The sequence below is a fragment of the Nocardia carnea genome (assembly GCF_029868325.1).
GTDB lineage: Bacteria > Actinomycetota > Actinomycetes > Mycobacteriales > Mycobacteriaceae > Nocardia > Nocardia carnea_C.
On the sequence record NZ_JARWNW010000292.1, the window covers coordinates 1 to 25,850 of the forward strand.

The 25,850-nt window shown below is 66.4% G+C and carries 27 protein-coding genes and 1 tRNA gene; 16 read left to right on the forward strand and 12 right to left on the reverse strand.

Translation table 11 applies throughout. The annotated features are described in order from the left end of the window. From QH196_RS28275 to QH196_RS28285, 3 genes are all read left to right on the forward strand, one after another. Positions 1 to 788 (forward strand): MFS transporter (locus QH196_RS28275; RefSeq protein ID WP_348538114.1); only part of this gene is annotated, 788 nt, incomplete at its 5' end. Positions 789 to 877: 89 nt separating this feature from the next. After that, positions 878 to 1,912, forward strand: coding sequence for an Rpn family recombination-promoting nuclease/putative transposase (locus QH196_RS28280; protein WP_280418891.1), 1,035 nt, complete (start codon positions 878 to 880; stop codon positions 1,910 to 1,912). A gap of 101 nt (positions 1,913 to 2,013) precedes the next feature. After that, positions 2,014 to 2,223 (forward strand): hypothetical protein, encoded by a 210-nt coding sequence (locus QH196_RS28285; RefSeq protein ID WP_280418892.1) that lies wholly within the window; start codon positions 2,014 to 2,016, stop codon positions 2,221 to 2,223. A gap of 21 nt (positions 2,224 to 2,244) precedes the next feature. Here the strand turns inward: QH196_RS28285 and QH196_RS28290 are convergent, their stop codons facing one another. Together QH196_RS28290 and QH196_RS28295 are read right to left on the reverse strand one after the other, a co-directional pair. Beyond that, on the reverse strand, positions 2,245 to 2,646 hold the full coding sequence (locus QH196_RS28290; RefSeq protein ID WP_280418893.1) for a hypothetical protein: 402 nt from the start codon (positions 2,644 to 2,646) through the stop codon (positions 2,245 to 2,247). Then, a complete protein-coding gene (locus QH196_RS28295) occupies positions 2,643 to 2,972 on the reverse strand; it encodes a hypothetical protein (RefSeq protein WP_280418894.1) in 330 nt (109 codons plus the stop codon). The genes QH196_RS28290 and QH196_RS28295 overlap by 4 nt, the downstream gene beginning before the upstream one ends. 308 nt (positions 2,973 to 3,280) lie before the next feature. On the opposite strand from QH196_RS28295, the gene QH196_RS28300 reads away from it, so the two are divergent. The 7 genes from QH196_RS28300 to QH196_RS28330 all read left to right on the forward strand — a co-directional run bounded on the left by QH196_RS28300 (position 3,281) and on the right by QH196_RS28330 (position 9,168). Then, complete coding sequence (locus QH196_RS28300) at positions 3,281 to 4,168, forward strand: helix-turn-helix domain-containing protein (protein ID WP_280418895.1); 888 nt, start codon at positions 3,281 to 3,283, stop codon at positions 4,166 to 4,168. Next, positions 4,165 to 4,371: a DUF397 domain-containing protein gene (locus QH196_RS28305; RefSeq protein WP_280418896.1), complete on the forward strand. Its 207-nt coding sequence runs from the start codon at positions 4,165 to 4,167 to the stop codon at positions 4,369 to 4,371. Before QH196_RS28300 ends, QH196_RS28305 begins: the two co-directional genes overlap by 4 nt. A gap of 173 nt (positions 4,372 to 4,544) precedes the next feature. After that, positions 4,545 to 5,096, forward strand: coding sequence for a DUF3558 domain-containing protein (locus tag QH196_RS28310; protein ID WP_280418897.1), 552 nt, complete (start codon positions 4,545 to 4,547; stop codon positions 5,094 to 5,096). 32 nt (positions 5,097 to 5,128) lie between these two features. After that, positions 5,129 to 5,512, forward strand: coding sequence for a hypothetical protein (locus QH196_RS28315; protein WP_280418898.1), 384 nt, complete (start codon positions 5,129 to 5,131; stop codon positions 5,510 to 5,512). Next, on the forward strand, positions 5,512 to 6,861 hold the full coding sequence (locus QH196_RS28320) for a hypothetical protein (RefSeq protein WP_280418899.1): 1,350 nt from the start codon (positions 5,512 to 5,514) through the stop codon (positions 6,859 to 6,861). Before QH196_RS28315 ends, QH196_RS28320 begins: the two co-directional genes overlap by 1 nt. Before the next feature lie 67 nt (positions 6,862 to 6,928). Beyond that, positions 6,929 to 7,690, forward strand: coding sequence for an ESX secretion-associated protein EspG (locus tag QH196_RS28325; RefSeq protein WP_280418900.1), 762 nt, complete (start codon positions 6,929 to 6,931; stop codon positions 7,688 to 7,690). 458 nt (positions 7,691 to 8,148) lie between these two features. Then, positions 8,149 to 9,168 carry a hypothetical protein gene (locus QH196_RS28330; protein WP_280418901.1) on the forward strand — a complete coding sequence of 340 codons (1,020 nt, stop codon included), beginning with the start codon at positions 8,149 to 8,151 and terminating at the stop codon, positions 9,166 to 9,168. Positions 9,169 to 9,729: 561 nt separating this feature from the next. On the opposite strand, the gene QH196_RS28335 is transcribed toward QH196_RS28330, so the two are convergent. Further along, positions 9,730 to 10,272 carry a lipoprotein LpqH gene (locus QH196_RS28335; RefSeq protein ID WP_280418902.1) on the reverse strand — a complete coding sequence of 181 codons (543 nt, stop codon included), beginning with the start codon at positions 10,270 to 10,272 and terminating at the stop codon, positions 9,730 to 9,732. Positions 10,273 to 10,400: 128 nt separating this feature from the next. Between QH196_RS28335 and QH196_RS28340 the strand changes: the two genes are divergently transcribed. From QH196_RS28340 to QH196_RS28355, 4 genes are all read left to right on the forward strand, one after another. Further along, the gene (locus QH196_RS28340; protein ID WP_280418903.1) at positions 10,401 to 11,924 is read left to right on the forward strand and encodes a hypothetical protein; all 1,524 of its coding nucleotides are present in this window, start codon (positions 10,401 to 10,403) and stop codon (positions 11,922 to 11,924) included. After that, positions 11,924 to 13,303: a hypothetical protein gene (locus QH196_RS28345; protein ID WP_280418904.1), complete on the forward strand. Its 1,380-nt coding sequence runs from the start codon at positions 11,924 to 11,926 to the stop codon at positions 13,301 to 13,303. Before QH196_RS28340 ends, QH196_RS28345 begins: the two co-directional genes overlap by 1 nt. Position 13,304: 1 nt before the next feature. Next, entirely contained in the window at positions 13,305 to 14,819 is a 1,515-nt protein-coding gene (locus QH196_RS28350) for a tetratricopeptide repeat protein (protein ID WP_280418905.1), read from the forward strand. Between the two features lie 123 nt (positions 14,820 to 14,942). Continuing rightward, positions 14,943 to 16,199 carry a CHAT domain-containing protein gene (locus QH196_RS28355; protein WP_280418923.1) on the forward strand — a complete coding sequence of 419 codons (1,257 nt, stop codon included), beginning with the start codon at positions 14,943 to 14,945 and terminating at the stop codon, positions 16,197 to 16,199. A 132-nt stretch (positions 16,200 to 16,331) separates the two neighbouring features. Here the strand turns inward: QH196_RS28355 and QH196_RS28360 are convergent, their stop codons facing one another. Beyond that, positions 16,332 to 17,240 carry an NADP-dependent oxidoreductase gene (locus QH196_RS28360; protein WP_280418906.1) on the reverse strand — a complete coding sequence of 303 codons (909 nt, stop codon included), beginning with the start codon at positions 17,238 to 17,240 and terminating at the stop codon, positions 16,332 to 16,334. A gap of 113 nt (positions 17,241 to 17,353) precedes the next feature. Between QH196_RS28360 and QH196_RS28365 the strand changes: the two genes are divergently transcribed. After that, positions 17,354 to 17,815, forward strand: coding sequence for a winged helix-turn-helix transcriptional regulator (locus QH196_RS28365; protein WP_280418907.1), 462 nt, complete (start codon positions 17,354 to 17,356; stop codon positions 17,813 to 17,815). A gap of 60 nt (positions 17,816 to 17,875) precedes the next feature. On the opposite strand, the gene QH196_RS28370 is transcribed toward QH196_RS28365, so the two are convergent. The 8 genes from QH196_RS28370 to QH196_RS28405 all read right to left on the reverse strand — a co-directional run bounded on the left by QH196_RS28370 (position 17,876) and on the right by QH196_RS28405 (position 24,717). After that, a complete protein-coding gene (locus QH196_RS28370; RefSeq protein WP_280418908.1) occupies positions 17,876 to 18,400 on the reverse strand; it encodes a bleomycin resistance protein in 525 nt (174 codons plus the stop codon). Positions 18,401 to 18,484: 84 nt separating this feature from the next. After that, entirely contained in the window at positions 18,485 to 19,402 is a 918-nt protein-coding gene (locus QH196_RS28375; RefSeq protein WP_280418909.1) for a ribonuclease Z, read from the reverse strand. Between the two features lie 89 nt (positions 19,403 to 19,491). Beyond that, complete coding sequence (locus tag QH196_RS28380) at positions 19,492 to 20,709, reverse strand: hypothetical protein (protein WP_280418910.1); 1,218 nt, start codon at positions 20,707 to 20,709, stop codon at positions 19,492 to 19,494. Positions 20,710 to 20,766: 57 nt separating this feature from the next. Next, positions 20,767 to 21,012 carry a hypothetical protein gene (locus tag QH196_RS28385; protein WP_280418911.1) on the reverse strand — a complete coding sequence of 82 codons (246 nt, stop codon included), beginning with the start codon at positions 21,010 to 21,012 and terminating at the stop codon, positions 20,767 to 20,769. A 219-nt stretch (positions 21,013 to 21,231) separates the two neighbouring features. Beyond that, positions 21,232 to 22,212, reverse strand: coding sequence for a ribose-phosphate diphosphokinase (locus QH196_RS28390; RefSeq protein ID WP_280418912.1), 981 nt, complete (start codon positions 22,210 to 22,212; stop codon positions 21,232 to 21,234). Continuing rightward, positions 22,212 to 23,699, reverse strand: coding sequence for a bifunctional UDP-N-acetylglucosamine diphosphorylase/glucosamine-1-phosphate N-acetyltransferase GlmU (glmU, locus tag QH196_RS28395; RefSeq protein WP_280418913.1), 1,488 nt, complete (start codon positions 23,697 to 23,699; stop codon positions 22,212 to 22,214). The genes QH196_RS28390 and glmU overlap by 1 nt, the downstream gene beginning before the upstream one ends. Before the next feature lie 246 nt (positions 23,700 to 23,945). Further along, positions 23,946 to 24,524 (reverse strand): hypothetical protein, encoded by a 579-nt coding sequence (locus QH196_RS28400; RefSeq protein ID WP_280418914.1) that lies wholly within the window; start codon positions 24,522 to 24,524, stop codon positions 23,946 to 23,948. 122 nt (positions 24,525 to 24,646) lie between these two features. Then, positions 24,647 to 24,717: transfer RNA gene (locus tag QH196_RS28405), tRNA-Gln, on the reverse strand. A 359-nt stretch (positions 24,718 to 25,076) separates the two neighbouring features. Here QH196_RS28405 and QH196_RS28410 point away from each other — a divergent pair. Continuing rightward, entirely contained in the window at positions 25,077 to 25,739 is a 663-nt protein-coding gene (locus tag QH196_RS28410; protein WP_280418924.1) for a TetR/AcrR family transcriptional regulator, read from the forward strand. Positions 25,740 to 25,850 lie beyond the last annotated feature (111 nt).

Consider the following 25,850-nt stretch of genomic DNA (forward strand, 5'->3'; position numbering starts at 1 on the left):
TGTCGGGATGGCGAAGCATCTACATCACGCTCGCGGTGCTTCTCGTCGTGCTTTCCCTCATTGTTCTGAAGCAGCTGCCGGCAGGTCATCGCCCGGCCCGCCGGACCTCTTACGGCGACGTAATGGTCTCGCTCGGCCTCCTGTTCCGGGAGCCTCTGTTCCTCTCGCGAGGGCTGATCGCGTTCTTCCTGTTCGCTTCCTTCGGCACCCTCTGGAGTGGGCTTGCGCTGCCGCTGGCGGCCGAACCGTGGCATTTGAGCCCAGCTCAGATCGGCCTGTTCGGAATCGCTGGGCTCGCTGGTGCCCTGGGAGCCGCACGAGCCGGCCGGTGGGCCGACGCGGGCCGTGCCAACGTCGTAACAGGCAGCGCCCTCGTACTGCTGGCCGCATCCTGGATCGCTTCCGGACAGGCGGCCTGGCAGCTGTGGCCGGTGGTCGTCGGCGTCCTCGTCCTCGACTTTGCGGTTCAGGCCGTGCACGTCAGCAACCAGACGCTGCTCACCGCTGAGTACTCGCACCGAACGAGCAGTGTCATCGGCGGTTATATGCTCTTCTACTCGCTGGGCTCCGCCCTCGGCGCGACGGCTACCACCACGGTGTATTCCACGTCAGGGTGGACCGGGTCCGCTGTTCTAGGTGCCGGCTTCGCGCTTTGCGGACTGCTCACCTGGGCGTTCAGCCGGCAGATGCTCGCGCGCTGCGGCTGCGGACCGAGTTCGAGTGACGCCCGACGCGAGTCGGCTCCGATGGGTCATGGGTCGCCGAATATGAACGGCGCGCCACGGTAGCCCGCACCGGAAGGAGCGCAGGTATTCTCCAGGCGAGTTGTGTTGTCCGATTGGGCTTTTGCTGATAAGGCGGGGTACCGTCGCCGGTCATGAGCGAGCAGCGGGGTGGCCCGCACGACGCGTTCTTCCGGGGGATCATGGCAAATCGCGACAATGCCGCCAGCGAGATCCGCGTGAAGTTCTCCGAGGAGATCGGTGAAGCACTCAGCAACCGCATCCATTGGCAGGAACTGGAGCTGATGCCCACCAGTTTCATCCACTCCGACCTACGCGACCGCTACGGCGATCTGCTCTACCGCACCCGACTCGACGACCGGCCTGCCTTCATCTATATCCTGCTCGAACACCAATCCTCCACCGACCGGTTCATGGCGTTCCGAGTCTTGGAGTACATGGTTGGTATCTGGCGGCAGTACCTCGCCGACAACCACCACACACACGAGCGCGGCAGTCGGCCCGGCCGTTTGCCGGCGATCATCCCGCTGGTGGTCCACAACAGCCCCCGCGGCCGGCGCTGGAGTGGACCCACCGAGCTGGGGGAGCTTCTCGACCTCGGCCCCGAAACGCGGGCTGAGCTGGGGCCGCACCTGCCGAGCCTGCGGTTCTTGCTCGACGACGTCACCACCGTCGACCTCGACGCACTGCGCCGCCGTGAACTCACCCCCGCCGCCCGGTTGCTGCTGGTGTTGCAGAAGATCGCCCCAGGCAGCACCGGCCTGGATCGCGCTATGCTGGATTGGCTCGACGACCTGCGCGCTCTCGGCGAGGGTGCGGATCCGCTGGGTGTTTATCGGATGGTTTTCACCTACCTGCTGACGGTAGGTGATACCAGCGAGACGGAACTGGCGGCGGTCGCCGCGCGGATCGACCCCCGAGCCGAGGAGGCGTTTGTGACCACAGCGGAAACCATCGAAGCGCGTGGTGAGGCGCGTGGTGAGGCCCGTGGTGAGGCCCGTGGTGAGGCGCGGGGACGCGCGGAGATGCTGATCGAACAGATGACAATCAAATTCGGCCCGCTGCCGCCGGCCACTATCCACCGGATCCGGTCGGTCGATGCCGACCGGATCCACGTGTGGGCGACGCGGGTGCTGACCGCGGCATCCGTCGAGGAAACGCTCGCCTGACGTCGGTGCCGGGTCGTATCGGCATTGTCGTGATGGGGGACACCAGCGAACCGACCCGGCGGCGGTCGCCGCGCGGATCCCCCCGAGCCGAGGAGGCGGTTGTGACCACAGCGGAAGCCATCGAAGCCCGAGGTGAGGCGCGGGGTGAGGCACGGGGGCGCGCGGAGATGCTGACCGAGCAGATGACGGTCAAGTTCGGCCCGTTGCCCGGGGCCGTGCTGCGCCGTATCCGGTCGGCTGATGCCGACCGGCATCATGTGTGGGCGGTGCGAGTGCTCACTGCGACCTCCATCGAGGAGACGCTCGCCTGACGCTCGGTGCTGATGCCGGTCTCAGCGTCGTCGCGGATCTCGGCCGAGAAGGGAACGCAGCCGTGCGAAGCGCACGGGTGTCACGGGAAGTGTGGTGGTGTCCACAATTACCGGGGTCGTGGTGCGTAAGGCGGGCAACTGTGAGCCGGGTAGGTGGGTCGTTGTCGCGATGATCACCGCGTCGGCGCCGGTCCGGGCGAGCGTGGTGCGCAGTGTCGTGAGATGGTCCGGGCTGGGGTCGGCGGGGAGTTCGACAAGCCAGCGCAGCCGGTAGCCGTGGGCGATGGCGGTCAACCGTAGGCGCGCGGTGACGAATCCGCGGTGACCACACAGATCGGTGCGCAGGTAGCCGATTGCTGTCGGCTGTGCGCCGAGTGCGGAAGGGGAGACGTGCACGTCCCTGTCGGCTTTCCGGCCGGTCACCGGTAGACCTCGGGCGTCTCCGGTATCCACCGGTCCACGTCACCTCGGCGGTACCACCCGTAGGGGTGGACGATCATCAGGGCGCACCGCTCGAGCACGACCGGCGCACGGAAGCCGATATGTTCCACGGTCGGTGTCACAATTGCGTCGCCGCCGAGTAGATCCGATTTCCGTAATGTCCACGGCAGCACATCGACACCGGATTCCAGCACCACTCGGGCAATGGCGAATCCGTGGGCGCGGGCGAAATCACGGCATTCGGTTTCGAGATGCTGTTGTATTGCGCCACAAAGACTTTTGTTCAGGTATACGATCGCAACGGGCATGGCTCCGCCTTTTCCTGAAGAGGCGATGGGATGCAGCCCGGCGCAGGGTCCGATGGGGAGTAGCGGCCGCGATCGGACCACCGGTTTCACAACACTCCAGGTTGTGGAACCGGTGTTACCCAATGGATTTCGGGGACTTTCCTGCGCCGGGCGCGAAATCAGTAGACCGGAACAGTGCGCTATGTGGAACCGCCTCGGTGGAGATTCCTGCCCAGATCAGCCCGGCGACCGTGCCGGGTCGCTTCCGGCAATGTGTTCCGGGCCGGAGTGTTCCACAACGGAATTCGATAATTACGAAAGGTAATAAGATGGCGGGTGGATCCACACTCCCGAAACGAGCACTCGGCCGCGAACTGCGCCGGCTGCGCGAACGCAGCGGCACCAACCAGGCCGCCGCGGCCCGCGCGATCGAGGTGAGTCCGCAGACGATCGGCCGCCTGGAGGACGGGCACGCTTCCCGGCCCACGACGTTGCAGATCAACGGACTGTGCGACCGGTACGGCGCCTCGGACGAGGAACGCCGGTTCGTCCTGGACCTGGTGCAGGAACTGCGCGCGATGAAGCTGTCCGGAGGAGGGTGGTGGCGCGCATACGACGATGAGATTCCCCGGGATTTCAATCATTATCTCGGGCTGGAAGCAGCAGCATGCCATATGACCAGCTGGCAAATAACCCTCCTGCCTGGGCTGCTGCAGACGCCGGAGTATCGGCGCGCGATCATTTGGGCCGCCCATCCGGAGTGGCCGACTGCGGATGTGGAGCGACGACTCGAGCTGGCGAGTCATCGACGGGAAAAATTCCAGGACAGTACATTCCGTCTGGATGTGCTGCTCTCCGAGGCGGTGCTCCACCATCATGTAGGTGGCTCAGGTGTGATGGCGGACCAACTACTGCACCTGGTGGAAGCGAGTATGCGGCCGAATGTCTCCCTGCGTGTCGTTCCCTACGACGCACGAAGCGCCATAGGGCTGGTCGTCCGATCCTTCGTGTTTCTCGAGTTTCCTGTGCCTTCGAACACTCGAATCGCGGAGCCCCCCGTCGCCTATGTCGAGGGCTACACGGGCGATCTCTACCTCGAGCGCGCAGGCGAGGTCTCCCAGTACACGGAAGCCATACGACGTATCGCCAATGTAGCTTTGAACGAGCACGAGACCAGGGATCTGGTCGCGCGGATCGCGAAGGAGTACCAGCGGTGACCGACAATCCAGCAGGTGTCCGGTGGTTCAAGAGCTCGCACAGCGGCCCGGACCGGGAATGCGTCGAGGTTGCTCATCTTGCGGGTGGCGCGGTCGGAGTTCGTGACAGTAAGAACCGAGCAGGCTCCGTCCTCGTATTCGGCCCGGAGGTCTGGGACACCTTCCTGAACACCGCGCGGCGAGGTACGTCCGTTCACCCATGACGTGCACGGTCCCGGCTGCCGTTCGATGGCCGGGACCACAATTTTCGGAGCAACCCACGATCCAGCTGTGGCGACCAGGACGAGATCGCCCGGACTCGGTGGAACCGCCCAGCCTGAGGGTGCGTCCTATAGTAATGGCGGGGTAATCCGCCGCACCGACACAGGGGAGATCCATGCGAACCGCCGACATCGTCCGTGCCATGCTTGCTACGGCGGCCGCAACAGCTTTGCTCACCGGATGCACGTCCAGCACCGAGGGATCCGCAACCGGTACAGCAGCACCGAAGACGACGGGCCCCATCGAGATCTTCAATCCCTGTGCTGAACTTTCGGACGAGGTATTGACAGGGGTCGGGCTGAATCCGGCTACCAAGAGTGTTGTCACTGATCCGCCGGAGGGCGAATCATCCTGGCGGGTGTGTGGCTGGCGAACACCTGACAACCTGATACGAGTCACGGTCCTGTCGACCTCGCACACGCTGGATGAAGCCCGCAAGAACGAGAATATGGTTCAGAAATCCGAAACCACAGTCGGATCTCGCGAGGCGCTCCGCTCCTATGACAAGTCGGAGACTGATGGCAGGTCATGCTACACGTCGATGGAAGCCGACCAGGGAATGTTCGAGATCAGTGCTGCGTGGTTCGAGGAGGACGGCTGGACTCGCGATATCTGCGTGATCTCTGCTGAGTTCGCCGCAGCCTTGGATCCCCACCTTCCGAGGTAACGGTTACCCGCAGGTCCTGGGAGGTACGGATTATGAGCGACCAAGCGAAATACTGGCAGAACCTCAAGCAACAAGCCATCGATGGTGAGCTTTCCATTGAACATGAGGTGGGCACACTCCTCCGTCAGGAATGCGAAACATTTCTGACAAGACTTCGAGATCAACGTGTCAACGCCATGACCCTCGGGCATCTGGCCGGCTACGGAGGTCTGCCCTCTGCGCAGGACATAAAGAGCAAGTTCGAGTTGAAGGCCACCGGAGGCGAGAACGGTGATTCGGCCGTGGATCGCATCGATGAGTTGATCGAGATTGTCAATCTAATGAGCGACACCTACGCGGCCGCGATCGGCGAACTCCAGGAGACCGACCAGCAGAACTCCTCCCAGACCACCGCCGCCGGGGAAGGACTCCGCTGATGCCCGCACCATTGCTCGTCGCTGCAGTGATCGTCGCCGGCGTCGCCAGCGTGGATGCTGCAGTCGATGAAGTCACCGGCAACTACGACGAATCCGACGGTAACCGGAATCGTGCCTCCGATGCCGCCGGTGCCGCCGAGCAGGAGTGGAGTGGCGACCGGTCCCATATCAACAACGAACTGGCCCGGGTCAGCGAGGGTTTCGATGGCGAATACGCCCCGGCCACCGCTACCAAAGAAGCGTTCAAGACCTGGACCCACCAGCAGATCTGGGAAGCACTCAACGGCAACTCCGGCGGCCCTGGCGTCGAGTCCGCCGATGTCAATGCCGGTGCCGACGGTTGGCGCCGGCTGACGGAGGAGCTTTTCACCGGTCTCGACACCTTCGGTAAGAATGTCGATCGGATCATTACCGAACAGTGGGGTGGCGAGTCGGGGACCGCATCACGCGAGGGCACCCGCGCTTTCGTCACGGACGCGCAGAAGCTGGTCCGGAGCTTCGAAATGGTCGCCAACGGTATCGATCTCATGCAGGGCTATCTCGCCCAGGCGAAGATGTCGATCGTCCCGCCGGTCGAGGTGTCCGGGTTCGACGAATTCGTGGGCCATATTCCGGGCAACGGCGTCGTCAAGGCCGCCAAGCATCGCGCCAATGAAGCGCAGGCGCAGGCTCAGGATTTGATGATCGAGTTCTATCAGCCCGGTGTCACGGCGGTCGACACCAAAACCCCTGTGCTGCCGGTGACGAAAAGCCCGGTCGGTGCGGGCCCCGGAACGCAGCAGCCGGTCGGGCCCGGAGGAACACAGAACCCCGCCGGTACCAACCCGAATGGCACCAACCCGGCCGGGACGAATCCGCCTGGCACGAACCCGCAGGACCAGGCCGCTCCCGGCGAGGAGACACCGCAGGGGACCAGCCCCGCCGGCACGGAAACACCGGCGACGACCACCCCGTCGACCACCACGACTCCGGCGAACACTGCCCCGCTCGAAGAGCCGGTGGGCCGGCCGAGCACCACCACGCCCGGATCGCCGAGTACCACCTCCGGTGCACCGATGGTCGCCGCCCCTGGTGGGCAACAGTCTCCGGGAGCCCCGGGCCGCACGGTCAGCGGGTCACCCGGCAACCCGAACCAGACCGGCGGGCCCGCGTCCCGTGCCGGTAGCCCGGCCGCCGCCACCCGCGGAATGTCCGGGATGCCCGGCATGATGGGTGCCGGTGGGCAACGTGGGCGCGGCGAGGACGACGACGATCACAAGATTCCCGACTATCTCGTCCAGGATCGCTCCACCGAACTGCTCGGCGATCAGCCTCGGGTGCTCCCGCCGGGCGGGGTTATCGGCGAATGAGCGAGCCACGGCCGAGGGTGGGATCGCAGCGCGACCACGCGGCGCCTTCATGCAAAACGGATTCCGTATGAGCGAAACACGCTGGCAGCTGGGCGGTTACGAGTTCACGCTGGCCCTGGAGGCAATGGGTCGCGACCGGTTGCCGTATCCGCTGGAATACCTGCCGCCCCGGATGGAGCACGACGACGATTTCCAGCGGTTCCGGCAGCAGTGTGCACGGCGGTTGCAGCCGGTGTTCGGCGAACCGCTCTACCAAGCACTCACAGTGCTCATCGAACCGGAGATCCGGGTGGAGGTCTACGGGGTGCACGGCCCGCGGCAGAGCAATGCGACACGGATGCACGCCGGTGTCGTCGATCGAACAGCTGTGCTGGCCACGCAGCTACCCGGCCCGGAACCGAAATCCGGTGGTGACGTGGTCCTCACCCGGCTCCGCAGCAACGAGCTGGCTCCCCGCCTGGTGGCAGGCCTGCCGCGGTTCGCGACCGGGCGCCACCAACCCATCCGCGCCCGCCGCACCGACCTGAACGCCCCCGTGTACTCCCGCCACCCCACGCAGCTCTCACCCCTCGAAGATATGCAGCGTTTCTTCCGCCGCCCCCGCGCCGGCACCGGCGAAATCACGGTCTACCCCGGATACACCGTCGACACCCGCCCCACCGACGACGGCTACGCCTTCCTCTGGCTCGACTACCCGGACGACGGCCGCTACCTCCTCCACAACCACACCACCGACGATCTCACCGTCACCCCGGGCCCCGCGGACGAAATCCTGCGCCAACTCCGCAGCCGCATGGAAACCGCCCACCGGGCCCGGACCTGCCAGTGAGGCACGGGCCGCCTATCAGGACGGATCGTTGATCACGGGACGGGGCCTCCGAGGAGTGCTTCTTCGGATGGCTCGGGTACCTTATCCCGTGCTGACCGGGCCGGATCGGAAATCCTGCACTGGTACTGCACGCCATCCGCCGGATGCCAAGAAAATTCTGGATATCGGCCGCAAGAAGGTGCGCCCCGCTGACGGCTTCGTATATGTACGCAAGTGATTCTTTTATTACACAGACTTTCGTACGCTTACCGCACAGCGCGTTCCTCAGTACGTGCTCGGGAAAGTTTCACAATACTACTATCCCCGATGCTGGCAAGCGGTCGATGCAGGTTCTCAGTATTATAACTGATTATGTTCAGGCCAGATAATGCCGGCTTCGGCTACGGTATGTACTCAATTAAAGGGGGCAGGTACGGGGGGTATCCCGGACCGGACCTGCGCCGGATGATACGAAACAATTGAGAAAAGGGGAGTCTGCGCAGCACCTTCTCGTCAGGCTCAGGGGCGACCTGGCGGGGCTGACCTCCAAATTGGCCGACGGTTTGGACCGCGGTATTCATAATTCCTCCGATGCCGTGCGCAAGACTGTTCGTGAACTTATGGAGACGGATGTTCGGAGTGGAAGAACAGTTTCGGATGCGACGCAACGGGAGAATTCTCGCCGCCCTGCGCCGGTCCATCCCGGGCAATATCGACGATTGTCGATCCCCTCGGGCGCTGATTCCCCGTCATCTTTTGACCCGTCGATGCCTGCCGGTATTCGCAATATGCCTCCGAATCGGGATCTGCAATTTACGGCGGCGCCTGCCGGTATGGGAGGCAATGACTTTGTAGGTTACCAGGACAAGGTGCTGGGAATTCTTAAGATTGCAGGTCGAGGTAGCAGCATACGGGGTGTGGCGAACGAAATAAACGCGCCTTTGATCGCCAAAAGATTGGGTTTGGAGGGTATTGTTCCGGACGTTGTCGAATGGAGGCATGCATCGGAGTGGGGGTCGCTGCAGGAGTTCGTACCCAACAGGGGCTATGTATCCGACGAGTCTGTATTCAGGGGACTCGAAGGCAGAAAAATCGCCGCTTTCGATTATATCGTGGCCGCCCAGGACAGAAACCTGGGAAACGCTTTGATGAAAACTGAGCCGGTTGGCGGCATCGCTGCGATCGACAATGAGCAGATCATGCATCTGCCGAATATTTTCGGGGCGGACCGTATATGTTCTGAATTCGTTTATCGTAATAAGGATCGCGAACTGGAAGGCGTTGTCGATATACTCGCCGACACCGATCCCGCCGGCTTCGACGAATTTATGCGAGGGCTGGGTTATCCCGAAGAAGATTCGATGAACTCTGCACTTCGTCTCGTAGAGATTCAGGAACATGGTAAGATCATCGGCGATGCGCCCGGGCCGGCGATCGTCAAACCCCCCACGCAATCGGAAATCGATGCGTTCGTGCGCGAAATGTCGGGTATCGAGTAAGGAACGTCGTGAGCAATCGAGAAGCAGCGCCCACTGTGGTATGCATGTATGCCGCTACAACGGGTCTTCCCGAGCGTGTCGCAGAATTTCGGTGGTCGGCTGATGCGGGGGTGACTTTGCAGGTATTCGACGAGGGGTGGGGACGATTGGCCCGTCGGTACTACGAAAACGGCGTTCCTGATCAGCTAAACAACCGTACGGTTGCCAGTACCGACGGTAAGGCGTTTCTGGCTGCGCTTACCCGCGTCCGTGCCGGGAGCTACTGCTCATTCGTGCCCGAATAGCAGGGTACGTCTGGCACTCGGGACGAATTGGAACGACTCGTTCTCGCCGACGAATGGCGCCGGCGAGTACCTCGGCCGTCGAGATAGATCGCCCGCTTCTCATCTGTATCCCTTGGGCCGAACTCGAATTCTGATCCGACGGGAGCGTGGCTGCGACTGTCGGATGCGGATCACGGCTACTCCGGTGTGGGACGTGGTCCGGAAGTCCGGGCCACCCGGTCGCACCCGGACACCCTGAGGGGACGGGGGCGACGGGGAGCCGGGTATCCGGAGCATGTCAGCCGATGATGTCGGAGCAGGCGAAGGTGATGTCGAATTTCGCGGTCGCGGGGCCGGCCATCGGGTTGGTCATATCCGGTGCGCCGATGCCCTCGCCGGTGACGGTGTAGGTTTCACCGTTCTTGCTGACCTGCGCCGAACCGCCCGGCTGACCGTTGCCGTAGCCGACGGCGTACGGCATCCCGTCGGATCCGCCCTGGCTGCCCGCGATCGCCACCGCCTGCACAGTGTTGTCGTCGACGATGCTGGCGCTGACGCTCAACTGGCCGTACTGCTCGTTGGCGGTATCGGTGAGTGCCAGCGCCAGCGTGTTGCCCTGCTTCGCGCAGGTGGTGTCGAAGTCGGCGGTGAGTTCTTTCCCGTCGACCAGAGCCTTCGAATCCCCGCCGGTCTCGCCTGCCGGGGTGGTGGATTCCGTCGACGGGGCGTCGGCGACCGGGGTGGCCGTGCCGCTCGCGGCATCGTCACCGCAGGCCGAGGTCAGTGCGATGGTGGAGGCGGCGAGGACGGCGGCGCCGATACGGAAGAGCGTGGTGTTCATGGTGGATCCTGTTCTCTCGGTGTCGCGGCTCGATCGGCCGCCCGAGAGAAAAGTTAGGAACTCGCGCGCACCTACCGATCCCAACTTTCGCCGCCGCGAACCGTCCGGAACTCCGTTAACCTGGGCTCATGCGACGACCGCGGGCCATGGTGCTCGATGAGGTGTGGCGCGGTCTCGAGGGTGTGCAGGCGTTGAGCGGGCCCCAGGGCGGGCCGCTGCGCCGGACCGTGAAACTGATCCTCGACCCGCTCGTCATCCGGCCGGTCCAGTATCCGGGTTGCGCGGGCGCGATTCTTTCCGGCGCCGGTGCGTCCCTGCTGGCGGCCCGGGTCCGCGCCCACGCCGACGCGCTGCGGGCGACCGCCGCCTGGTTCACGCTCCTCAAACAGGTCCGGCGTGAGCTGCGGATCACCGAGGGCAACGCCCAGGACCTGTACTTTCAGCGCTGTTTCGAACTCGCGGCCACCCGCGGCCATCCCGATCCGCAGCGCGACCGGTTACGCGCCGAGGCCGTGCTGCGCGAGATCCACGGATTCGCCGCCGGCCGAACCACCCAGGCTTTGAAGGACCATCTCACCGATCCCGCGCGGGCGGCCGAACTGGACGGGTTGCTGGAAGCGGCCTGGGAGCGCCGGCCGTCGCCACCGCCTGTCGCGCCGGAGTGCGCCGGCGAACTACGGCAACTTCTGGAGGTCGCGGTCGCGACCCGGTCGGAAGGAGATACCGCACCCGGCCGGCAACTGTTGCGGCGGTTGATCGACGCGCATATCGGGGTCCATACGGGGATCGCGTTATGGGTGGGCAGCAGTGATCGCCCGGCGGCGAGTATCGCGGCCGCAACCTGCGAAAACGTTCGGACCAGCCCGGTTGCCGAGCCGACCGCTGCGCCCGTGCAGCGCGTCGGCGTGCGTGAGGCGGGCGTGCGTGAGGCGGGTCCAGTGGCGAGGGGGCGCCGGCCCGGGGTTGCGTTCTGTTCGCGGTACGACGCGAATCTGCTCGGTCTCACCGAAAAACCCGTTCCGTGTCGACCGGCGCTCGGTTCGTCGGCGTCGACCGCGGCGCTGGGCCTGCCGTTCGACCGCACCGTCTACGAGCGGGTTTTCACCGTCCTCCAGGTGTCAACCGAACGTGCCGACCTACCACCGATTCCGGAACTGGTGACCACCGAGATCAGCCGGAGTTGCGCACCCTGGGCACTACTCGACGAAACCTTGCGGGTCGCCGCCGCGGCGGGCGTGGAGTTGGCGCTCGGGCTGACCCCGATCACGTCGTCGGCAGGCGCGGAGACCCCCGTGGGCGGCATACCGGAAACGGCCGCCCACCGCCGGGTCAACAGCCGGTGGCAGCGGGAGGCCTACGTTCTGCAGGCACGGCGGCTGGCGATCCATCCCGTCTCCGGCGACGGTAATCCGCTCGGCGCGATAGCGGCCGAACTGCGGACCCCGTGGCGGCCGTATCTGCGCAGGTTGTGGGTCCGGTTGCACGGGCGCGATGTACGGGAACAGCCGCTCGCCGAACCGGACGAACTATGGGACCTGCTGGACGGAATCGCGCGGTCGGTGGTCCTCGATCACCGCACCCGCGTCCGCAAGGTTCTGAGCGCGCAGGCGGCCGGACCCGGCTCGGCGCCGGCCGAATCGAGGGCTGTCTGATGGTCGATATGGTGCGTATCCGGCGATTACGACCGGACCTGTGGGCGATCGGCCCACCCGGCGCTCCGACCGCGGCCGATACCGACCCGGGCGTGGATACGGCGGTTCTCGAAGTCGCGGGTGGCTATCTCACCTGGAGTCTGACGGCCGGGCAGCGAATCGCGGCGGCGACCCTGCACGATCTCGATACCGCGCAGGAATGGCTGTGGGCGCTGTACGGCGCCGAAATCGCACTCGCCGCCGACGCGTACACCGAGCCGGTGGACCTCCCCGTCGGGCCCGGCAACCCCGATCTCGCGGCGGCGGTCCGGCGTCTCGCCTACGCCCACTGGGCGGCGCGCTGGTGGCCGGCCTCGACCATCGACGATATCGCCGCGCTGGACCCGGCACTGCTGGGCAGCGAAATCGCCGAGCTGACGGAGTTCTGCGAAAGCGTGGTCGACGGCGCGGACGCCACGACGAACACCGGCGTCGAAGACGATGCGGTAACCGGCTCGGACACTGGGGTGCTCGAGTGGACCGCAGCGCGCGCCGACGAGTACGCGCTCGCCGCAGGGGCGAACCTGCCCGGCCGGGGTGCCGACCTCGTGCTCGCACGCGGTACCGCCGGCTGGGATTGGCGGAATTGTCCGGCCGGCGTTGTCGATGCCTCCGAGCGTGCCGTGTCATGGGAGTTGTTGCGGACAGCAGGCAGCACGGTGGCCCGGGTACACGCGGTCGCCGCCCCGGGGGTCACCGCGGGTCTTCCCGGCTACCTGCAACCCCACGCCCTGATCCGCACTCCGGATGGATTCCTCCACATCACCCTGGAATTGAACGGCGACGCGTGGACGGGCGAATCCGTGGAACCTGCGGATTCGGTGCTGGGCATAGAGATCTACGTGCCAGGTGTGGGCCGCAGCGCACCGGCGGGCACGGTGCCGGAGCACTCCCGGGCATCCGTTCGGCCCCATAGTTCGGAGCCGGGGGAGTCAGCAGTCGACTACCGCCTCGATGCCGCCGCTGCGGGCGCGCAGGTTCCGTATGCGGCTGATCCTTACGCGCAGCCGGAGCCGACGGGGCGTCCGCACGGAGCTGATCCGGTCGAGCTGCCGCATCCGTCCTGGGCCGTCGAGCCATCGCGGATCTCCGATGAGAAAGGAGAGTCCGGGGATACTGTCGCGCAGCGTATGCCGGGTGTGGCGGCGGATGCCGAACGGCGGCGGCTGGTGCGGGAACTCGCGCGGAACAGGCTCCGGCTGGCCACGGGCCGGTCCGGTGGGGTCGCGCCCGGCGCCCCTGAACCGCCCGAAACCGGCGAATCCGGGGGCTACTCACTCGCTGATATCGCACCACTTCGATCAGAAACAACTGCGGCAGTGGAGGAGTCGGATTTCTGAGATGAGTGAACCCGAGAACCGGCCGCCCGGCGTGGAACTCCTGCACGAGGGTGCCGCCGCGCACAACCGTGGCGATCTCACCGAGGCGCTGCGGATTTTCGAGCACGCCGCGGACACCACCACCGACGGTGTACGGACCAGTGCCCTCGTCAACGCCGCCAGTGTGTACGACGAACTCGGCGATCACGAGGGCGCCGTGATCCGGTACCGAACGGTGCTGAGCGAGATCCCCGGCGATGCCGTCGAGAAGCGGGCCTCCGCACTGATCAACTATTCGCAGGCCCTGCAGCACCTCGGTGCGCTGGACGAGGCGCAGGACGCGCTGGAGCAGGCCCGCACGCTGCTCGCCGAGGCCGACGAGCTCGGTGTCCTGCGCGTATCGTGCCTGCTCTCGCTGACCGCCGTCGCGAGCTACCGCGCCGAATGGAACCGTGCGATAGATATCGCCAACGAATCCCTGAACACCGCGCTGCGGTTCGCTCCGGAGCTGGCCGGCTATTCGTTGATGAACCTGGCCGTCGGCTACTTCGAAACCGGCCGCCGCGACCTCGGCGTGGATTTCGCGCGGCAGGCGCTGACGGCGTTCACCGCGGCCGGTAACCACAACGCCCTCGCCGACACCCAGCAGAACCTGGCCCAGATCTTCATGCGCCTGGACCGGATCGACGAGGCCGAGGAACTCGTGGAGGCCGCCCAGCGGTATTACGAGCGGACCGGGCTCTCCCACCGGACCGGAATCGGCTGGAAGATCCGCGGTTTCCTCGCCGAACGCCGCGGGGATCTCGATCGTGCGCAGGAATGGTATCGGCGCAGCCTCGACCATTTCCAGGCTTCCGGTGCGCTGCTCGACGTTGCGGCTCTGCAATGCCGGCTGGCGACCATCGAATTCGCGTACGGCAGGGTCGGTGCCGGACAGCAGCTCCTGGACGGCTCGTTCGTCATCTATGCCGAGCGCGGACTCGGTACCGAATGCGCCAAACTCGACTACTGGCATGCCGTGCTGCTGGAGATGGTCATCGATGATCTGGAAGAGCCCGCCCCGGAACTGGTGACTCTCGGGCGGGCACTGTCGGTTACGGCCGCGATCGCCATCGACGCCGTCCGCTACACCATGCCGAGCGGGAGCCGGCGCGAACAATGGCACCGGGAAATCGCGGAACCCGCGATGCGTCTGGCGTTCCGTTTCGCCCATCTCTGCCAGGACGGTGCGTTGCTCGCCGATCTGATCGAAACCCGCTGCGCGGGAACCACCTTGGATATCGCTCGCGTGCAACCGGTCGAACGTCCGCAGTTCCCGCTGGACACCCCGAATCCACCCGCCGTCACCGAGCTGCCCGGCCCCCTGCAGTTGGGTGCCGCACTGGCCCAGGTCGCTGCCTCTGCGGGTCTACCCGTCGCGCCGCCGCCGCGTCTCGCGGTCGAACCCGGCGCCCGAATCGCGCTCGCCGATTACATCGAGGCGGCCGAACACCGCTACGCCGGAAAATTCCGGGAGGATCGGGTGATTCCGGCATGAAACGAGGACACGGCCGGCGCTATGAGCCCCGCGGCGGCGATTGCCGAGCACGGTACGGCGACTGCGGTGATGCACTACGGCGGGGTGGCGGCCGAGATGGCCGCTCGACCGGCGGAGGGACCGATGGGTGACCAGCCGACGGTAGCGGTCCGGATGGCCGATGCGGGCGATCTCTACATGTCCTGGCAGTGGACCGACGGGTCCGCGCTGCCTGGTGTGACCGTGCTGCCCGGCGACGATATCGACGCGGCCGTCGGCAACCTGTCCGCGGCGTTACCTGCCCCCGAGGTGGCCGGTGGCCTCGAGAAAGCGCTCACCTCCGGGGCGTTCGCCGCGCCCGGCACCGAATACGAGCTCGCCCGCGACCTGTCCCGCGCGCTACTGCCCTACGACCTGGCCGGCCAGTTGTACGAGCTGTATCAGCGTGGCGTACGCCCGCATATCCGGTTGCAGCCCTCGCCGCGCGTCGCGCAGGTGCCGTGGGAGATCCTCGCCCCGGCCCCCGACGTCCGCCTGATCGATATCGCCGATATCAGCCTGCTGGTCCCGGCCGGGATCGTGCACGCACCGGTGCGGGTGCCGCGGTCGTGGGCGGCCTCGCACGACCTACCGGTGGTCGCGGTACTCGACCCGCGGGTACCCGGGTTCCGCGCCGATTCCGCCCTGGGGTCGGTCCTGGGCCGGATGGACCGGCCGACACCGCTCACCGCGCGCATCGCCGGCCACCTCGCCGCCGGCCGCCTGCGCCCCGTCGTCCCCGAGCCGCAGGCCGTTTTCCGCCGCACCGACCTCGACCGCCACTGGCTTTCCGAAACCCTGCGTGCCGGTGCATCCCGGTTGATCTATGTCGGTCATGTCACCGCGACCTCCCCGGAAACGGGGCAGAGCGAGAACACCGAACTGCATCTGGCCTGCACCGCGGACACCGTGGGTTTCGCCGAACCGCAACGCGACCACCGACCGCTTTCCGCGAAAGACCTCCTGCTCGGCACCTACACCCTGGAATCGGAACCCGTTGCCGGAAACGAACTCTGGCCGATACCCGCCCGGGTCGCGCTGATCGCCTGCGAAAGCGGCGGCGATCTGCGATTCACCGAAGCGCTCGGGTTGATCGCCGCCATGGTCACCGGTGGCGCGGAACTGGTCACCGCCACCCGCTGGCCCCTCCCGACCGACCTCGCGTTCCAGCGGTTCGGCGCCGCCCCCGAAGTCACTCCGCTCCAGGACACGATCTGTGCCGTGGACTCCGCCCACGACACGGATGACCCGGTCCCCGCGCTCACTGCCTGGCAGCGCGAGCGGCTACAGCTCTGGCGCTCGACCGGTGCCGTCGAACACTCGCCCCTGCTGTGGTCATCCTTCGCAACCTTCACCACCTGACGATCGAGTGGGCCGGTCGGTCCCGGCGAGGTGCCGGGACCGGTTATCTCGTCGACCGTAGGATCTGTCGTGCTCGGCGGTCTTTCGTTCGAGGGGCGGAGGTGCGCGGAAAGCATTCGGCTGGTATCCAGCTCAGGGTTGAAGGACGTACCTGCCGCGAATACCGCCCTGCGCGACCGCCCGGTGGGCGTCGGCGACTCGGCCCAGGGGGACGACAGCATGGACCCGCGCCGGGAGCCGGCCGGTCACCGTGTCTTTCAACAACCCGGCCAACCGGTCGCCGTCGGGGCGTACCGACACCGCGCGCACGGTGATCCCGCGCTCGGCGGGTGGTTCGCCGCCCGGCCGGACACCGGCGAACAGACCGCCGTCGCGGACCAGTGGAAGGGCTTTCTCCTGGAAAACAGCGGTATCGGCCACCGCGTCCCAGCCCGGCACAGCCGTCGTCGTGAAATCCGCTCCGAGACCGCGGACGAACTCCTCGTCCTGCGTCCGGGCCAATCCGGTGACCTGCCAACCACGGTCCTGGGCCAGCGTGACCACATACCCGCCGACAGCACCCGCCGCCCCGGTCACCAGCAGGCGGCGGCCACCGCCTTCGCCGAGTAGATCCACCAGCTGCGCCGCAGTCAGGCCGTTGAGCGGTACCGTGGCCGCCGCGGTCAGTTCGAGCTCGTCGGGCACCACCGCGATATCGGCGGCCGGCACGACGAGTTGTTCGGCGTAGGTGCCGAAATCGCGATCGAATCCGTCGACCGTACCCGCGACCCGGCTGCCGACCGCGATATCCACATCCGGGCCGACGGCCTCGACGATGCCCGCGAAATCGGTGCCCAGGCCGGTGTGGTCGGGCTGGGTGACGACCCCCATCTGATGGAAGACGCCGGCGGTGAGTGCCAGGTCGACGGGGTTGACGGACGTACCGGCGATAGCGACCCGGACCTGGCCGGGCCCGGGTTCTGCGACCGGCACGTCGATGAACTCGATCGAATCGGGACCACCTGGGGTGCGGATGACTGCGGTACGGAATGTGGTGGACATTGCGCCTCCTCTGGAGTAATCGGTGTTGTTACTCCAGAATGGAGAGGTAACTCTCCAACGGGAAGTAGGCACTCAGAAGTGCGTAACTCACCCGCGAGTAGGAAGGTGCGGTCATGGCGACGATGACGGCGGCGCAGCAGCGAGCCCGGCAAAAGGCCGAGTACGACGCATTCTTCGCAGACTGCCCCAGCCGGCAGCTGCTCGACCGGATCTCCGGCAAATGGGTCGCGCTGGTGCTGGCGGCGCTCGGCAGCGACGGCCCGCACCCGGCGGGACACTGCGCCGGCGAACCCCGGGCCATGCGTTACTCGGAACTGTCCCGGCGGCTGGCCGGCGTCAGCCAGAAGATGCTCACCCAGACACTGCGCTCCCTGGAACGCGACGGCCTGGTGACCCGCACGGTGACCCCTACCGTGCCGGTCACGGTCACCTACGAACTGACCGACCTGGGCCTCTCACTGCACCAGGTGATCCGCGGGATCAAGGTATGGGCCGAAGCCCATATGGACGAGGTCCAGGACCATCGCACACGGTTCGACAGTGAATCCCCCGAGCTCGCACAGGCCCCGGTATAGGCCCCGCCAGCGGTGCCGGCGGAGCCACTTCCCGACGGATGGGTTCCTTCCGGGGGGCTCTTAGCGGGGTGGGTGCAGATCCCGCATGGCCTGGCAGATGGTCGCGTGGATCTCGGATTCCTCGGTTTCCGCATCGGGATCCCACGTCGGTTCGGGCGCCCCCTCGATAGCCGGGCCGAACAACCACCACACATTGCTCCAGGGATCGATGAACCGGGCCAGCGACGACGCGCCGTAGAACGGCGTCGTCTCGGTGATCACCTGCGCCCCCTGCGTTTTCGCCCGCCGCAGTATCTCGTCGCAGTCGGTGACATTCACCTGCAGCAGCGCCGGCGTGAACACCCAGTCGGGTTTGGAATCCACAACCATCAGGCACGAATCCCCGATCCGCACCTCGGCGTGGATCAGCAGCCCGTCGGTATCGTCGGCGTGCGCCTCCGGGGTCTCCCGCCCGTCGAAGACCTCGCCGAGGAATTCGATGAATCCCCGCGCCCCACCGGGTCCCTTGACTGCCGCAAAGGCGTTGACGCTGCCGTACCCACTGCCGAGTTCCGAACCGGACATGATCAGAGGTGATGTGGTCATGCCGAGAGCATCGCACCGCTTCCGGCCAGTTCCCGTCCGCTATAGGGGCGAGTTCTGGTCCGGCGGATATCACTCGGCGGTTCGTCAGCGGCGAGATGGCAGTGGGATGCGGGTGAGGTCGGTGGCGATCACGATATCCCCGGTGAATTCCCGCCGGGCTTCGGTGAGGTGATCGTCCAGCGTCCGGTAGCGCTGGGAGAAATGGGTCAGCACCAGCGTTCGTACTCCGGCCTCGGCCGCGATGCGGGCGGCCTGGCCGGCGGTGAGATGGCCGTGTTCGGCGGCGAGACCGGCCTCGGCGTTACGGAAGGTCGCCTCGATGACCAGCATGTCGACGTCGGCGGCGAGTGCGCGGGCGGCCGGGCAGAGCCGGGTGTCCATGACGAACGCGAAGCTCTGACCACGCCGGATCGTGCTGACTTCCGCCAGCCGGACCGTGCGGCCCCGCCAGGTGATTTCGCCCTCCCGCTGCAGTCGGCCGACGAGGGGACCGGACAGGCCGAGGTCGGCGAGGCGGTCGGGGAGTATCGCGCGGTAATCGGGTTCGGTGATTCGGTAGCCGAAGGCCTCGACGGGATGATCGAGCCGGGCGGCTGTGAATTGGAAAGGCGCGCCGGGGGCCGGTAGCGGGCCCGGTTCGGTGATCGGATGCGACCGGAGCTCGACGGTCCGATGGTAGGCGGTGGCATCGCACAGGTTGTCGAAATACCGCTGACCCGACGCCGGATAGTAGGCATCGATCGGATGCGGGACGCGGTCCAGATTGATCCGCTGCATCACCCCGGCCAGCCCGAGACTGTGGTCGCCGTGGAAATGGGTTATCGCTATCCGGGTCAGGTCGGTCGCGGAAATCCCGGCGTGGATCATCTGCCGCTGTGTGCCCTCGCCTGGGTCGAACAGGATCGCCTCGCCACCCCACCGCAGCACATACCCGTTGTGGTTACGATGCGCGGTCGGCACTTGACTGGCGGTGCCCAGAACCACCAGCTCCCGCTGCGACATCTACGACCTCCGTAGCCAACGGGGCCGATCCTCGAACACCATGGAGTCGACCATAACCGGCGTGTCGCGACGGCCGGTACATCGCTTCCCTACGAAGTTTCGATGGGGACCATGTCCATCCCGGAGAGTGCCAAGGCCAGGACCATTCCGATGATCAGGCATACACCGGCCGCGATGGCCGCCCATTTTCCGAGTGATTCGCCGCGGATATGGCCGACTACCCCGAGAACTATGCCGGCGATACCGAACAGGAGTGGGCAGAACAGCAGTGAGACCGCGGCGCAGACGAAACCGATGATCGACAGGACCTGCGGTCCGGAGCGTTCCGGTTCCTGGGTGGCGCCATAGGGCTGGTACTGCTGTTGCGGATAGGCGGGATAGCCGCCGGGTTGTTGACCGCCACCCCAGCCTTGCTGCCCGGGCTGGGCGCCGCTCCATCCCTGTTGCCCGGCCCATCGGGGCTGCCCGGTTTGTTCCTGACCCCAACCCTGCTGACCGGGTTGTTCCCGACCCCAACCCTGCTGACCGGGTTGATCGGCTCCCCATCCGGGCTGCCCACTCCAGCCGTGTTGCCCGGGCTGGTCGGCGCCCCAACCGGATTGCTCACCGGGCGGGGCGCCCCAATCGGATTGCTCTCCCGGCTGTCCGGGTCGGCTGCCGTATGCGCCGGGCGGCGGATAGGGGGTGCCGCCGGGCTGGGAGTAGCCGGGTCGACCGGGTGATTGCGGTTGCCAGGCCTGTCCCGGTTCCTGCTCCTCGGGTCGCGCGGACCACGCCTGCGGTGGGACCTCGCCCATCGGCTGGTGCCCCGGCTGTTGTTCGGACGAGCCCGGCTGCCACCCGTGGGTGTAGGCCGCGGTCCCCTTGTCCATATGCGGTGCCTCGGCGCCGGGTTCACCTGGTTGGTCGGGTTGTTTGGGCAACATTTGGGTCGGGTGGTCGTCGGCGGGGCTGCTGACCCCGGGCTCGGGGCTCTCCGGCGCGGTTTCGCCGCCGGCCCGGCTCGAACCGGCGCCGGACGACTCGCGGTGCAGAATCTTCGGGAGGTATTCGGTGGGCGGATCCTCAGAAGATCTCGGCGTCTCGCCACCGGTGGTCCGGTCCGCCCCGGCGCCGCCCGGTTCTGTGCCTGATCCGGTCTGATCGCCGGATTGCGAAGGGGGCTGCGGGGCTCCGGCCGCGGCGGCAGGTTCGTCCGGCGGTCGCGGGCTGTGCCCCGGTGTCTGCGTATGGTCCGGCGGTTGCGGCGTCTCGCCGGATTCTCGCGGCGGCTCGCCGGGGTTGCGCGGGTCCTGCGGTGTGCTCATCACGTCTCCTCGGTCGGATCGTCGAGGGCTCGTAGTCGGTACCGCGGTGGGTGAGCGTCAGCCTTCGGATTCGTCCTCGATATGGATGGCGGCGGCCTCGGCGGGGCGGTTGTCCTCGCCGTAACGGTCGCGCCGGTCCGATTCCTCGGCCAGCTCTTCGGTTATGCCCAGCCGGTCGTCGTCGCTTTCCCGGTTGCGGATCCGCAGGTCGTCCGGCGGGTCCTCGATAGTGCGTTCATAGGCGCGGACCTCGTCCAACTGGTCGTCGTCGCCCATATCGGGCTCTCGTGGTTCGCGATCCATACCACCCAGTATGCGCCGCTGCGGGGCTACGTCCAGAGACCGCGACCAGTCATGGCGAGCCATCCTGTAGGGCCCGGGGCGAGCCGATCCGTGCCACCCGCTCGCCGCCCGGCTGCACCGACAGCCCTGATCCGCCGCGGCCCCCGGAAACGCACCGGCCCCGGACCGATTTGTCCGGGGCCGGTGCGACAGCTATGCGGGGCTACCGCCGAGATGTGTTCAGGCGTTGCCGTTGAACAGCCCGGTCACCGAACCGTTCTCGAACACCTCGCGGATCGTGCGGGCGAGCAGCGGCGCGATGGACAGCACCGTCAGCTGCGGGAACTTCTTGTCCTCGGTGATCGGCAGCGTATTGGTCACCACGACCTCTTTGGCGCCGCAGGAGGCCAGCCGCTCGGCGGCGGGGGAGCTCAGCACGCCGTGCGTCGCGGCGATCACCACATCGCCGGCACCGGCCTCTTTCAGCACGTTCACCGCGCCGGCGATGGTGCCACCGGTGTCGATCATATCGTCGATCAGGATGCAGGTGCGGCCCTCGACTTCACCGACCACCCGGTTGGACTTCACCTGGTTCGGCACCAGCGGGTCACGGGTTTTGTGGATGAACGCCAGCGGCGACCCGCCCAGCGAATCCGCCCATTTCTCCGCCACCCGGACACGGCCGGAATCGGGGGAGACGACGGTGATGTTCTCCAGGCTGTAGTTGTTGCGGATGTACTCCGCGAGCTGCAGCTGGGCGTGCATATGGTCGACCGGGCCGTCGAAGAAGCCCTGGATCTGATCGGTGTGCAGATCGACGGTCACGATGCGGTCGGCGCCGGCGGTTTTGAGCAGATCGGCCACGAGCCGGGCGGAGATCGGTTCGCGGCCGCGGTGCTTCTTGTCCTGGCGGGCGTAGGGATAGAACGGCAGGATAGCGGTGATCCGCTTGGCCGAACCGCGCTTGAGCGCATCGATCATGATGAGCTGTTCCATCAGCCACTGGTTCAGCGGCGCCGGGAAGCTCTGCAATACGAAGGCGTCGGAACCGCGTACCGACTCTTCGAAACGGACGAAGATTTCCCCGTTCGCGAAATCACGCGCGGTCTGCGGGGTGACCTCGACGTCCAATTCCTTGGCCACCTGCTCGGCCAGTTCTGGGTGCGACCGTCCGGCGAAGAGCATCAGGTTCTTCTGGTTGTCGATCCATGACGCGGTCACTACTGGTTGCCATCCTTAAGCTCTGTTGCCCGATCCGGTAAATCATCGGCCGCGAGTGCCTTCGCCGCCGCATTTGCTGCAGCGGTACCTGGACGTTTCCGCTGCACCCAGTTTTCGATATTGCGCTGCGTACCCCCGGACACGGCGAGCGCGCCCGGCGGGACGTCTTCCCGCAGCACAGTACCCGCTCCGGTATATGCGCCGTCACCCACGGTCACCGGTGCGACGAACATCGTATCGCTGCCGGTGCGCACATGGGACCCGATGACCGTGCGGTGCTTGTCCACGCCGTCGTAGTTCACGAAAACGCTGGATGCTCCGATATTGCTGTGCTCACCGACGGTGGCGTCGCCGATATAGGTGAGATGCGGAACCTTGGTATGTCTGCCGATATCGACATTCTTCGCCTCGACGAATGCGCCGATTTTGCCCGATTCGCCCAGAACGGTGCCCGGGCGCAGATAACTGAACGGCCCGACTGTCGCATTTGCGTCGACTTTCGCGCCTTCGCCGTGCGTGCGGATCACCCGGGCGCCGTCGCCGATGATCGAATTGGTGAGCGTGGTGTCCGGGCCGATTTCCGCGTCCTCGCCGATCACCGTCGTACCGAGCAATTGGACTCCCGGGCGGACGACGGTGTCGCGGCCGATCCGGACATCGGTATCGATCCAGGTGGACGCCGGGTCGACGATCGTCACCCCGGCCCGCATATGGCGTTCCACGATGTAGCGGTTGAGGGTGCGCGCCGCGGCGGCCAGTTGCACCCGGTCGTTGACGCCGGTGACCTTGGCCGAATCCACCAGCCGGGCGCCCTGCACGGGGTAGCCGGCCTCGCGGGCGAGTTTCAGGACATCGGTCAGATACAGCTCGTGCTGCGCATTGGCGGTGGACAACCGGCCGAGCATGGTGCGCAGGACGGCGACATCGAAGGCGTATACACCGGAATTCACCTCGGTGATGGCGGCCTGCTCGGGCGTCGCGTCGGCGTGCTCGACGATCTCGGCGACCTCGCCGTCGGCATCGCGCACGATCCGCCCGTAACCGTTCGGGTCGTCCGGGACGAAGGTGAGGACCGTGACCGCGGGCCGGTCGGGATAGCTGCGATGCTCGTCGAGCAGCGCGGAGAGGGTGTGGCCGTCCAGCAGCGGGACATCGCCGGAGGTGACGATCACATCACCGCTGAACTCGGCGGGCAGTCCGGTGAGACCCACCTGCACCGCGTGCCCGGTACCGAGCTGCTGATCCTGGACGACCGGGACGATGGTCCGGTCCAGTTCCAGCGCCACGCCCGCGGCCTCGGCGCCGACCTGTTCCCGGTCGTGCCCGACGACGGTCACCAGATGGTGCGGGTCGATGGTATGCGCTGCGTACAGCGCATGCGCCAGCATGCTGCGCCCGGCCAGCGGATGCAGCACCTTGGGCTTCTTCGACCGCATTCTCGTACCGGCACCTGCGGCTAGCACGATGACGGCGGTCTGCTCCTGCATGTATCTCCCTCGGGCCGACGATGGTCGTCGTGCACGCGAGCTGCTCCGTCGCCAGGACCCGAACTGCCCAGATCGGATCGGGACCGAGCGAGGGATTTCCCGGGCATACGAAGAGGCCGCCATGGGTAAGGGCTACCCACTCGATGACGGCCCCTTGTCGCGCTGCACGGGTGCTGAGCGTATCAGCCTCGCCGGGGGCCGGGCCCGACGATCACGACGCCGGAGGGTTCGGGCGCATGCATGCGGTCACGACAGAGAAAACCCCGGTGGCAGGCTGGAGTACTGGACATTCGAACTCGTGATCCCGACGAGAGTTGCGGTGCCGTCCCCGTTCGGCCGGTACACCGGTCCGCCGGAGTCGCCCACTCGAATACCCGTGTATCCGTCACAGCGCGTGCCGCTCCGCTGCCCCCACCTGCACAGGGCGCCGTCCGGCGCTCCCAGTGCGGTCAACCGCTCACCGCTCGGGAGGGTGTTGTGGGTCGGGGTGCCGGGAAACAAGGGGATCACGGCCCAGTCGACGTCGGGTAGCCGGATCACCCCGAACAGCCCGAGTGTGCAGTGCCCGGCGGTGAGTGCGACCGGTTGTCCGTCCGCGTATCCGGTCGCTGTGATCGAACACAGGCCCAGTGTCGAGCCCGGCCCCACGGCGGTCAGTGATGAGCCCGATCCCGCAGAGCCCGGCCACGCGGAGCCGGTTCCCGCCGAACCCGATCCGGCAGAGCCCGGCTCCACAGCAGACTGTGCCGAGGCCTGTCCGGTGGCGAGGGCGGCAGCGGTGAGGGCGGCAGCGACCAAGGGAACTGTCTTCGGTGTCTTGGACATGGCATTCCTAGGCGGAAGACGGTGGCGTTACGGCGAGCGCGATAGTCCTTGTCCACGATCGCGAGGTTGGTCCACGATCGCGAGGTTGCGGCGGACATGAATAGGCACCTCTCGCCAATTTGCTCCGCCGCCAGGACTCGAACCTGAACTATCTGAACCAAAATCAGAGGTGCTGCCATTACACCACGGCGGACTGTCACATCGGTGGATCGTCGGTCACCCGCCGCTGTGCCCAGGCACGGCAACGATAATCGCATGCCACCCCGGTTTTCGTCGAACCGTGGCTGCCGGTGATCCGCCGAGCGGGTCATCCGGCCCCCTCCCGCCGTGCCGGGCGGGCGCACAGCATGCCCGCGTGACCCGGGTCGCGGCAGGTCTGAGACAGTTGGTCTCGATGGTTTTGGTCGCTGGCCCGGATCCGGCCGTATCGGCGACCCCGGTAACCAGGGAGGCGGGAACGTGTCGTCGGGAGAGCCGCGAACGGTCGGGGAGTCACCGGCCGGCGGGGATGCGAAAGAGATCGCCGAGCAGGTTCCACCGGCCCGGCAGCGGATGACCGGTACCCAGCGGCGCCGGCAGTTGATCGAGATCGGGCGGGCACTGTTCGCCGATCGGGGGTACGACGCCACCTCGATAGAGGAGATAGCGTTGCGCGCCCAGGTTTCCAAACCCGTCGTCTACGAGCATTTCGGCGGTAAAGAAGGCCTGTACGCGGTAGTGGTCGACCGCGAGATGTCGATGTTGCTCGATATGATCACGTCCTCGCTCACCAACAACAGATCCCGGGTCCGCCTCGAACAGGTGGCGCTCGCGCTGCTCACCTATATAGAGCAGCGCACCGACGGCTTCCGCATCCTGGTGCGCGACCAGCCCGTCTCCTCGACCGACGGCCGGTACTCGAGCCTGCTCAACGAAGCGGTCAGCCAGGTCGCGCACCTGCTGGCCGGCGATTTCGATCGCCGCGGTTTCGATACCAGCCTGGCGGGTCTGTACGCACAGGCGCTGGTCGGGATGGTGGCCACCACCGCCACCTGGTGGCTGGACGTGCGCAGTCCGTCCAAGGAAGTGGTGGCCGCGCATCTGGTCAATCTGTGCTGGAACGGGCTCAGCCACCTCGAGGCCGATCCGCAGCTGAGCTCGGAATGGCCGGCCGTCCCGGGGACGGGTCCGGCGAACTCGCCGGGCGGGCAGGGCAGTTCGGAGAACCGTGCGTGAACTGCCCGCGAACCCCGGCGGGCCGTCGAATCGAGAACCGTACCCGGCACGGATGGTACGGTTCACCCATCCTTTGGGTGCTGTTCGGGCGGTAAGTCGGTCTACTTCGAC

Bases quoted from the DNA above. Each gene is read 5' to 3' on its own strand.
- QH196_RS28385 (WP_280418911.1), bottom strand. From the start codon at position 21,012: ATGGATCGCGAACCACGAGAGCCCGATATGGGCGACGACGACCAGTTG.
- QH196_RS28360 (WP_280418906.1), bottom strand. From the start codon at position 17,240: ATGTCCACCACATTCCGTACCGCAGTCATCCGCACCCCAGGTGGTCCC.
- QH196_RS28365 (WP_280418907.1), top strand. From the start codon at position 17,354: ATGGCGACGATGACGGCGGCGCAGCAGCGAGCCCGGCAAAAGGCCGAG.
- QH196_RS28400 (WP_280418914.1), bottom strand. From the start codon at position 24,524: ATGTCCAAGACACCGAAGACAGTTCCCTTGGTCGCTGCCGCCCTCACC.
- QH196_RS28410 (WP_280418924.1), top strand. From the start codon at position 25,077: ATGACCGGTACCCAGCGGCGCCGGCAGTTGATCGAGATCGGGCGGGCA.
- glmU (WP_280418913.1), bottom strand. From the start codon at position 23,699: ATGCAGGAGCAGACCGCCGTCATCGTGCTAGCCGCAGGTGCCGGTACG.
- QH196_RS28355 (WP_280418923.1), top strand. From the start codon at position 14,943: ATGGGTGACCAGCCGACGGTAGCGGTCCGGATGGCCGATGCGGGCGAT.
- QH196_RS28300 (WP_280418895.1), top strand. From the start codon at position 3,281: ATGGCGGGTGGATCCACACTCCCGAAACGAGCACTCGGCCGCGAACTG.
- QH196_RS28280 (WP_280418891.1), top strand. From the start codon at position 878: ATGAGCGAGCAGCGGGGTGGCCCGCACGACGCGTTCTTCCGGGGGATC.
- QH196_RS28345 (WP_280418904.1), top strand. From the start codon at position 11,924: ATGGTCGATATGGTGCGTATCCGGCGATTACGACCGGACCTGTGGGCG.
- QH196_RS28350 (WP_280418905.1), top strand. From the start codon at position 13,305: ATGAGTGAACCCGAGAACCGGCCGCCCGGCGTGGAACTCCTGCACGAG.
- QH196_RS28325 (WP_280418900.1), top strand. From the start codon at position 6,929: ATGAGCGAAACACGCTGGCAGCTGGGCGGTTACGAGTTCACGCTGGCC.
- QH196_RS28320 (WP_280418899.1), top strand. From the start codon at position 5,512: ATGCCCGCACCATTGCTCGTCGCTGCAGTGATCGTCGCCGGCGTCGCC.
- QH196_RS28315 (WP_280418898.1), top strand. From the start codon at position 5,129: ATGAGCGACCAAGCGAAATACTGGCAGAACCTCAAGCAACAAGCCATC.
- QH196_RS28295 (WP_280418894.1), bottom strand. From the start codon at position 2,972: ATGCCCGTTGCGATCGTATACCTGAACAAAAGTCTTTGTGGCGCAATA.
- QH196_RS28375 (WP_280418909.1), bottom strand. From the start codon at position 19,402: ATGTCGCAGCGGGAGCTGGTGGTTCTGGGCACCGCCAGTCAAGTGCCG.
- QH196_RS28335 (WP_280418902.1), bottom strand. From the start codon at position 10,272: ATGAACACCACGCTCTTCCGTATCGGCGCCGCCGTCCTCGCCGCCTCC.
- QH196_RS28310 (WP_280418897.1), top strand. From the start codon at position 4,545: ATGCGAACCGCCGACATCGTCCGTGCCATGCTTGCTACGGCGGCCGCA.
- QH196_RS28380 (WP_280418910.1), bottom strand. From the start codon at position 20,709: ATGAGCACACCGCAGGACCCGCGCAACCCCGGCGAGCCGCCGCGAGAA.
- QH196_RS28340 (WP_280418903.1), top strand. From the start codon at position 10,401: ATGCGACGACCGCGGGCCATGGTGCTCGATGAGGTGTGGCGCGGTCTC.
- QH196_RS28370 (WP_280418908.1), bottom strand. From the start codon at position 18,400: ATGACCACATCACCTCTGATCATGTCCGGTTCGGAACTCGGCAGTGGG.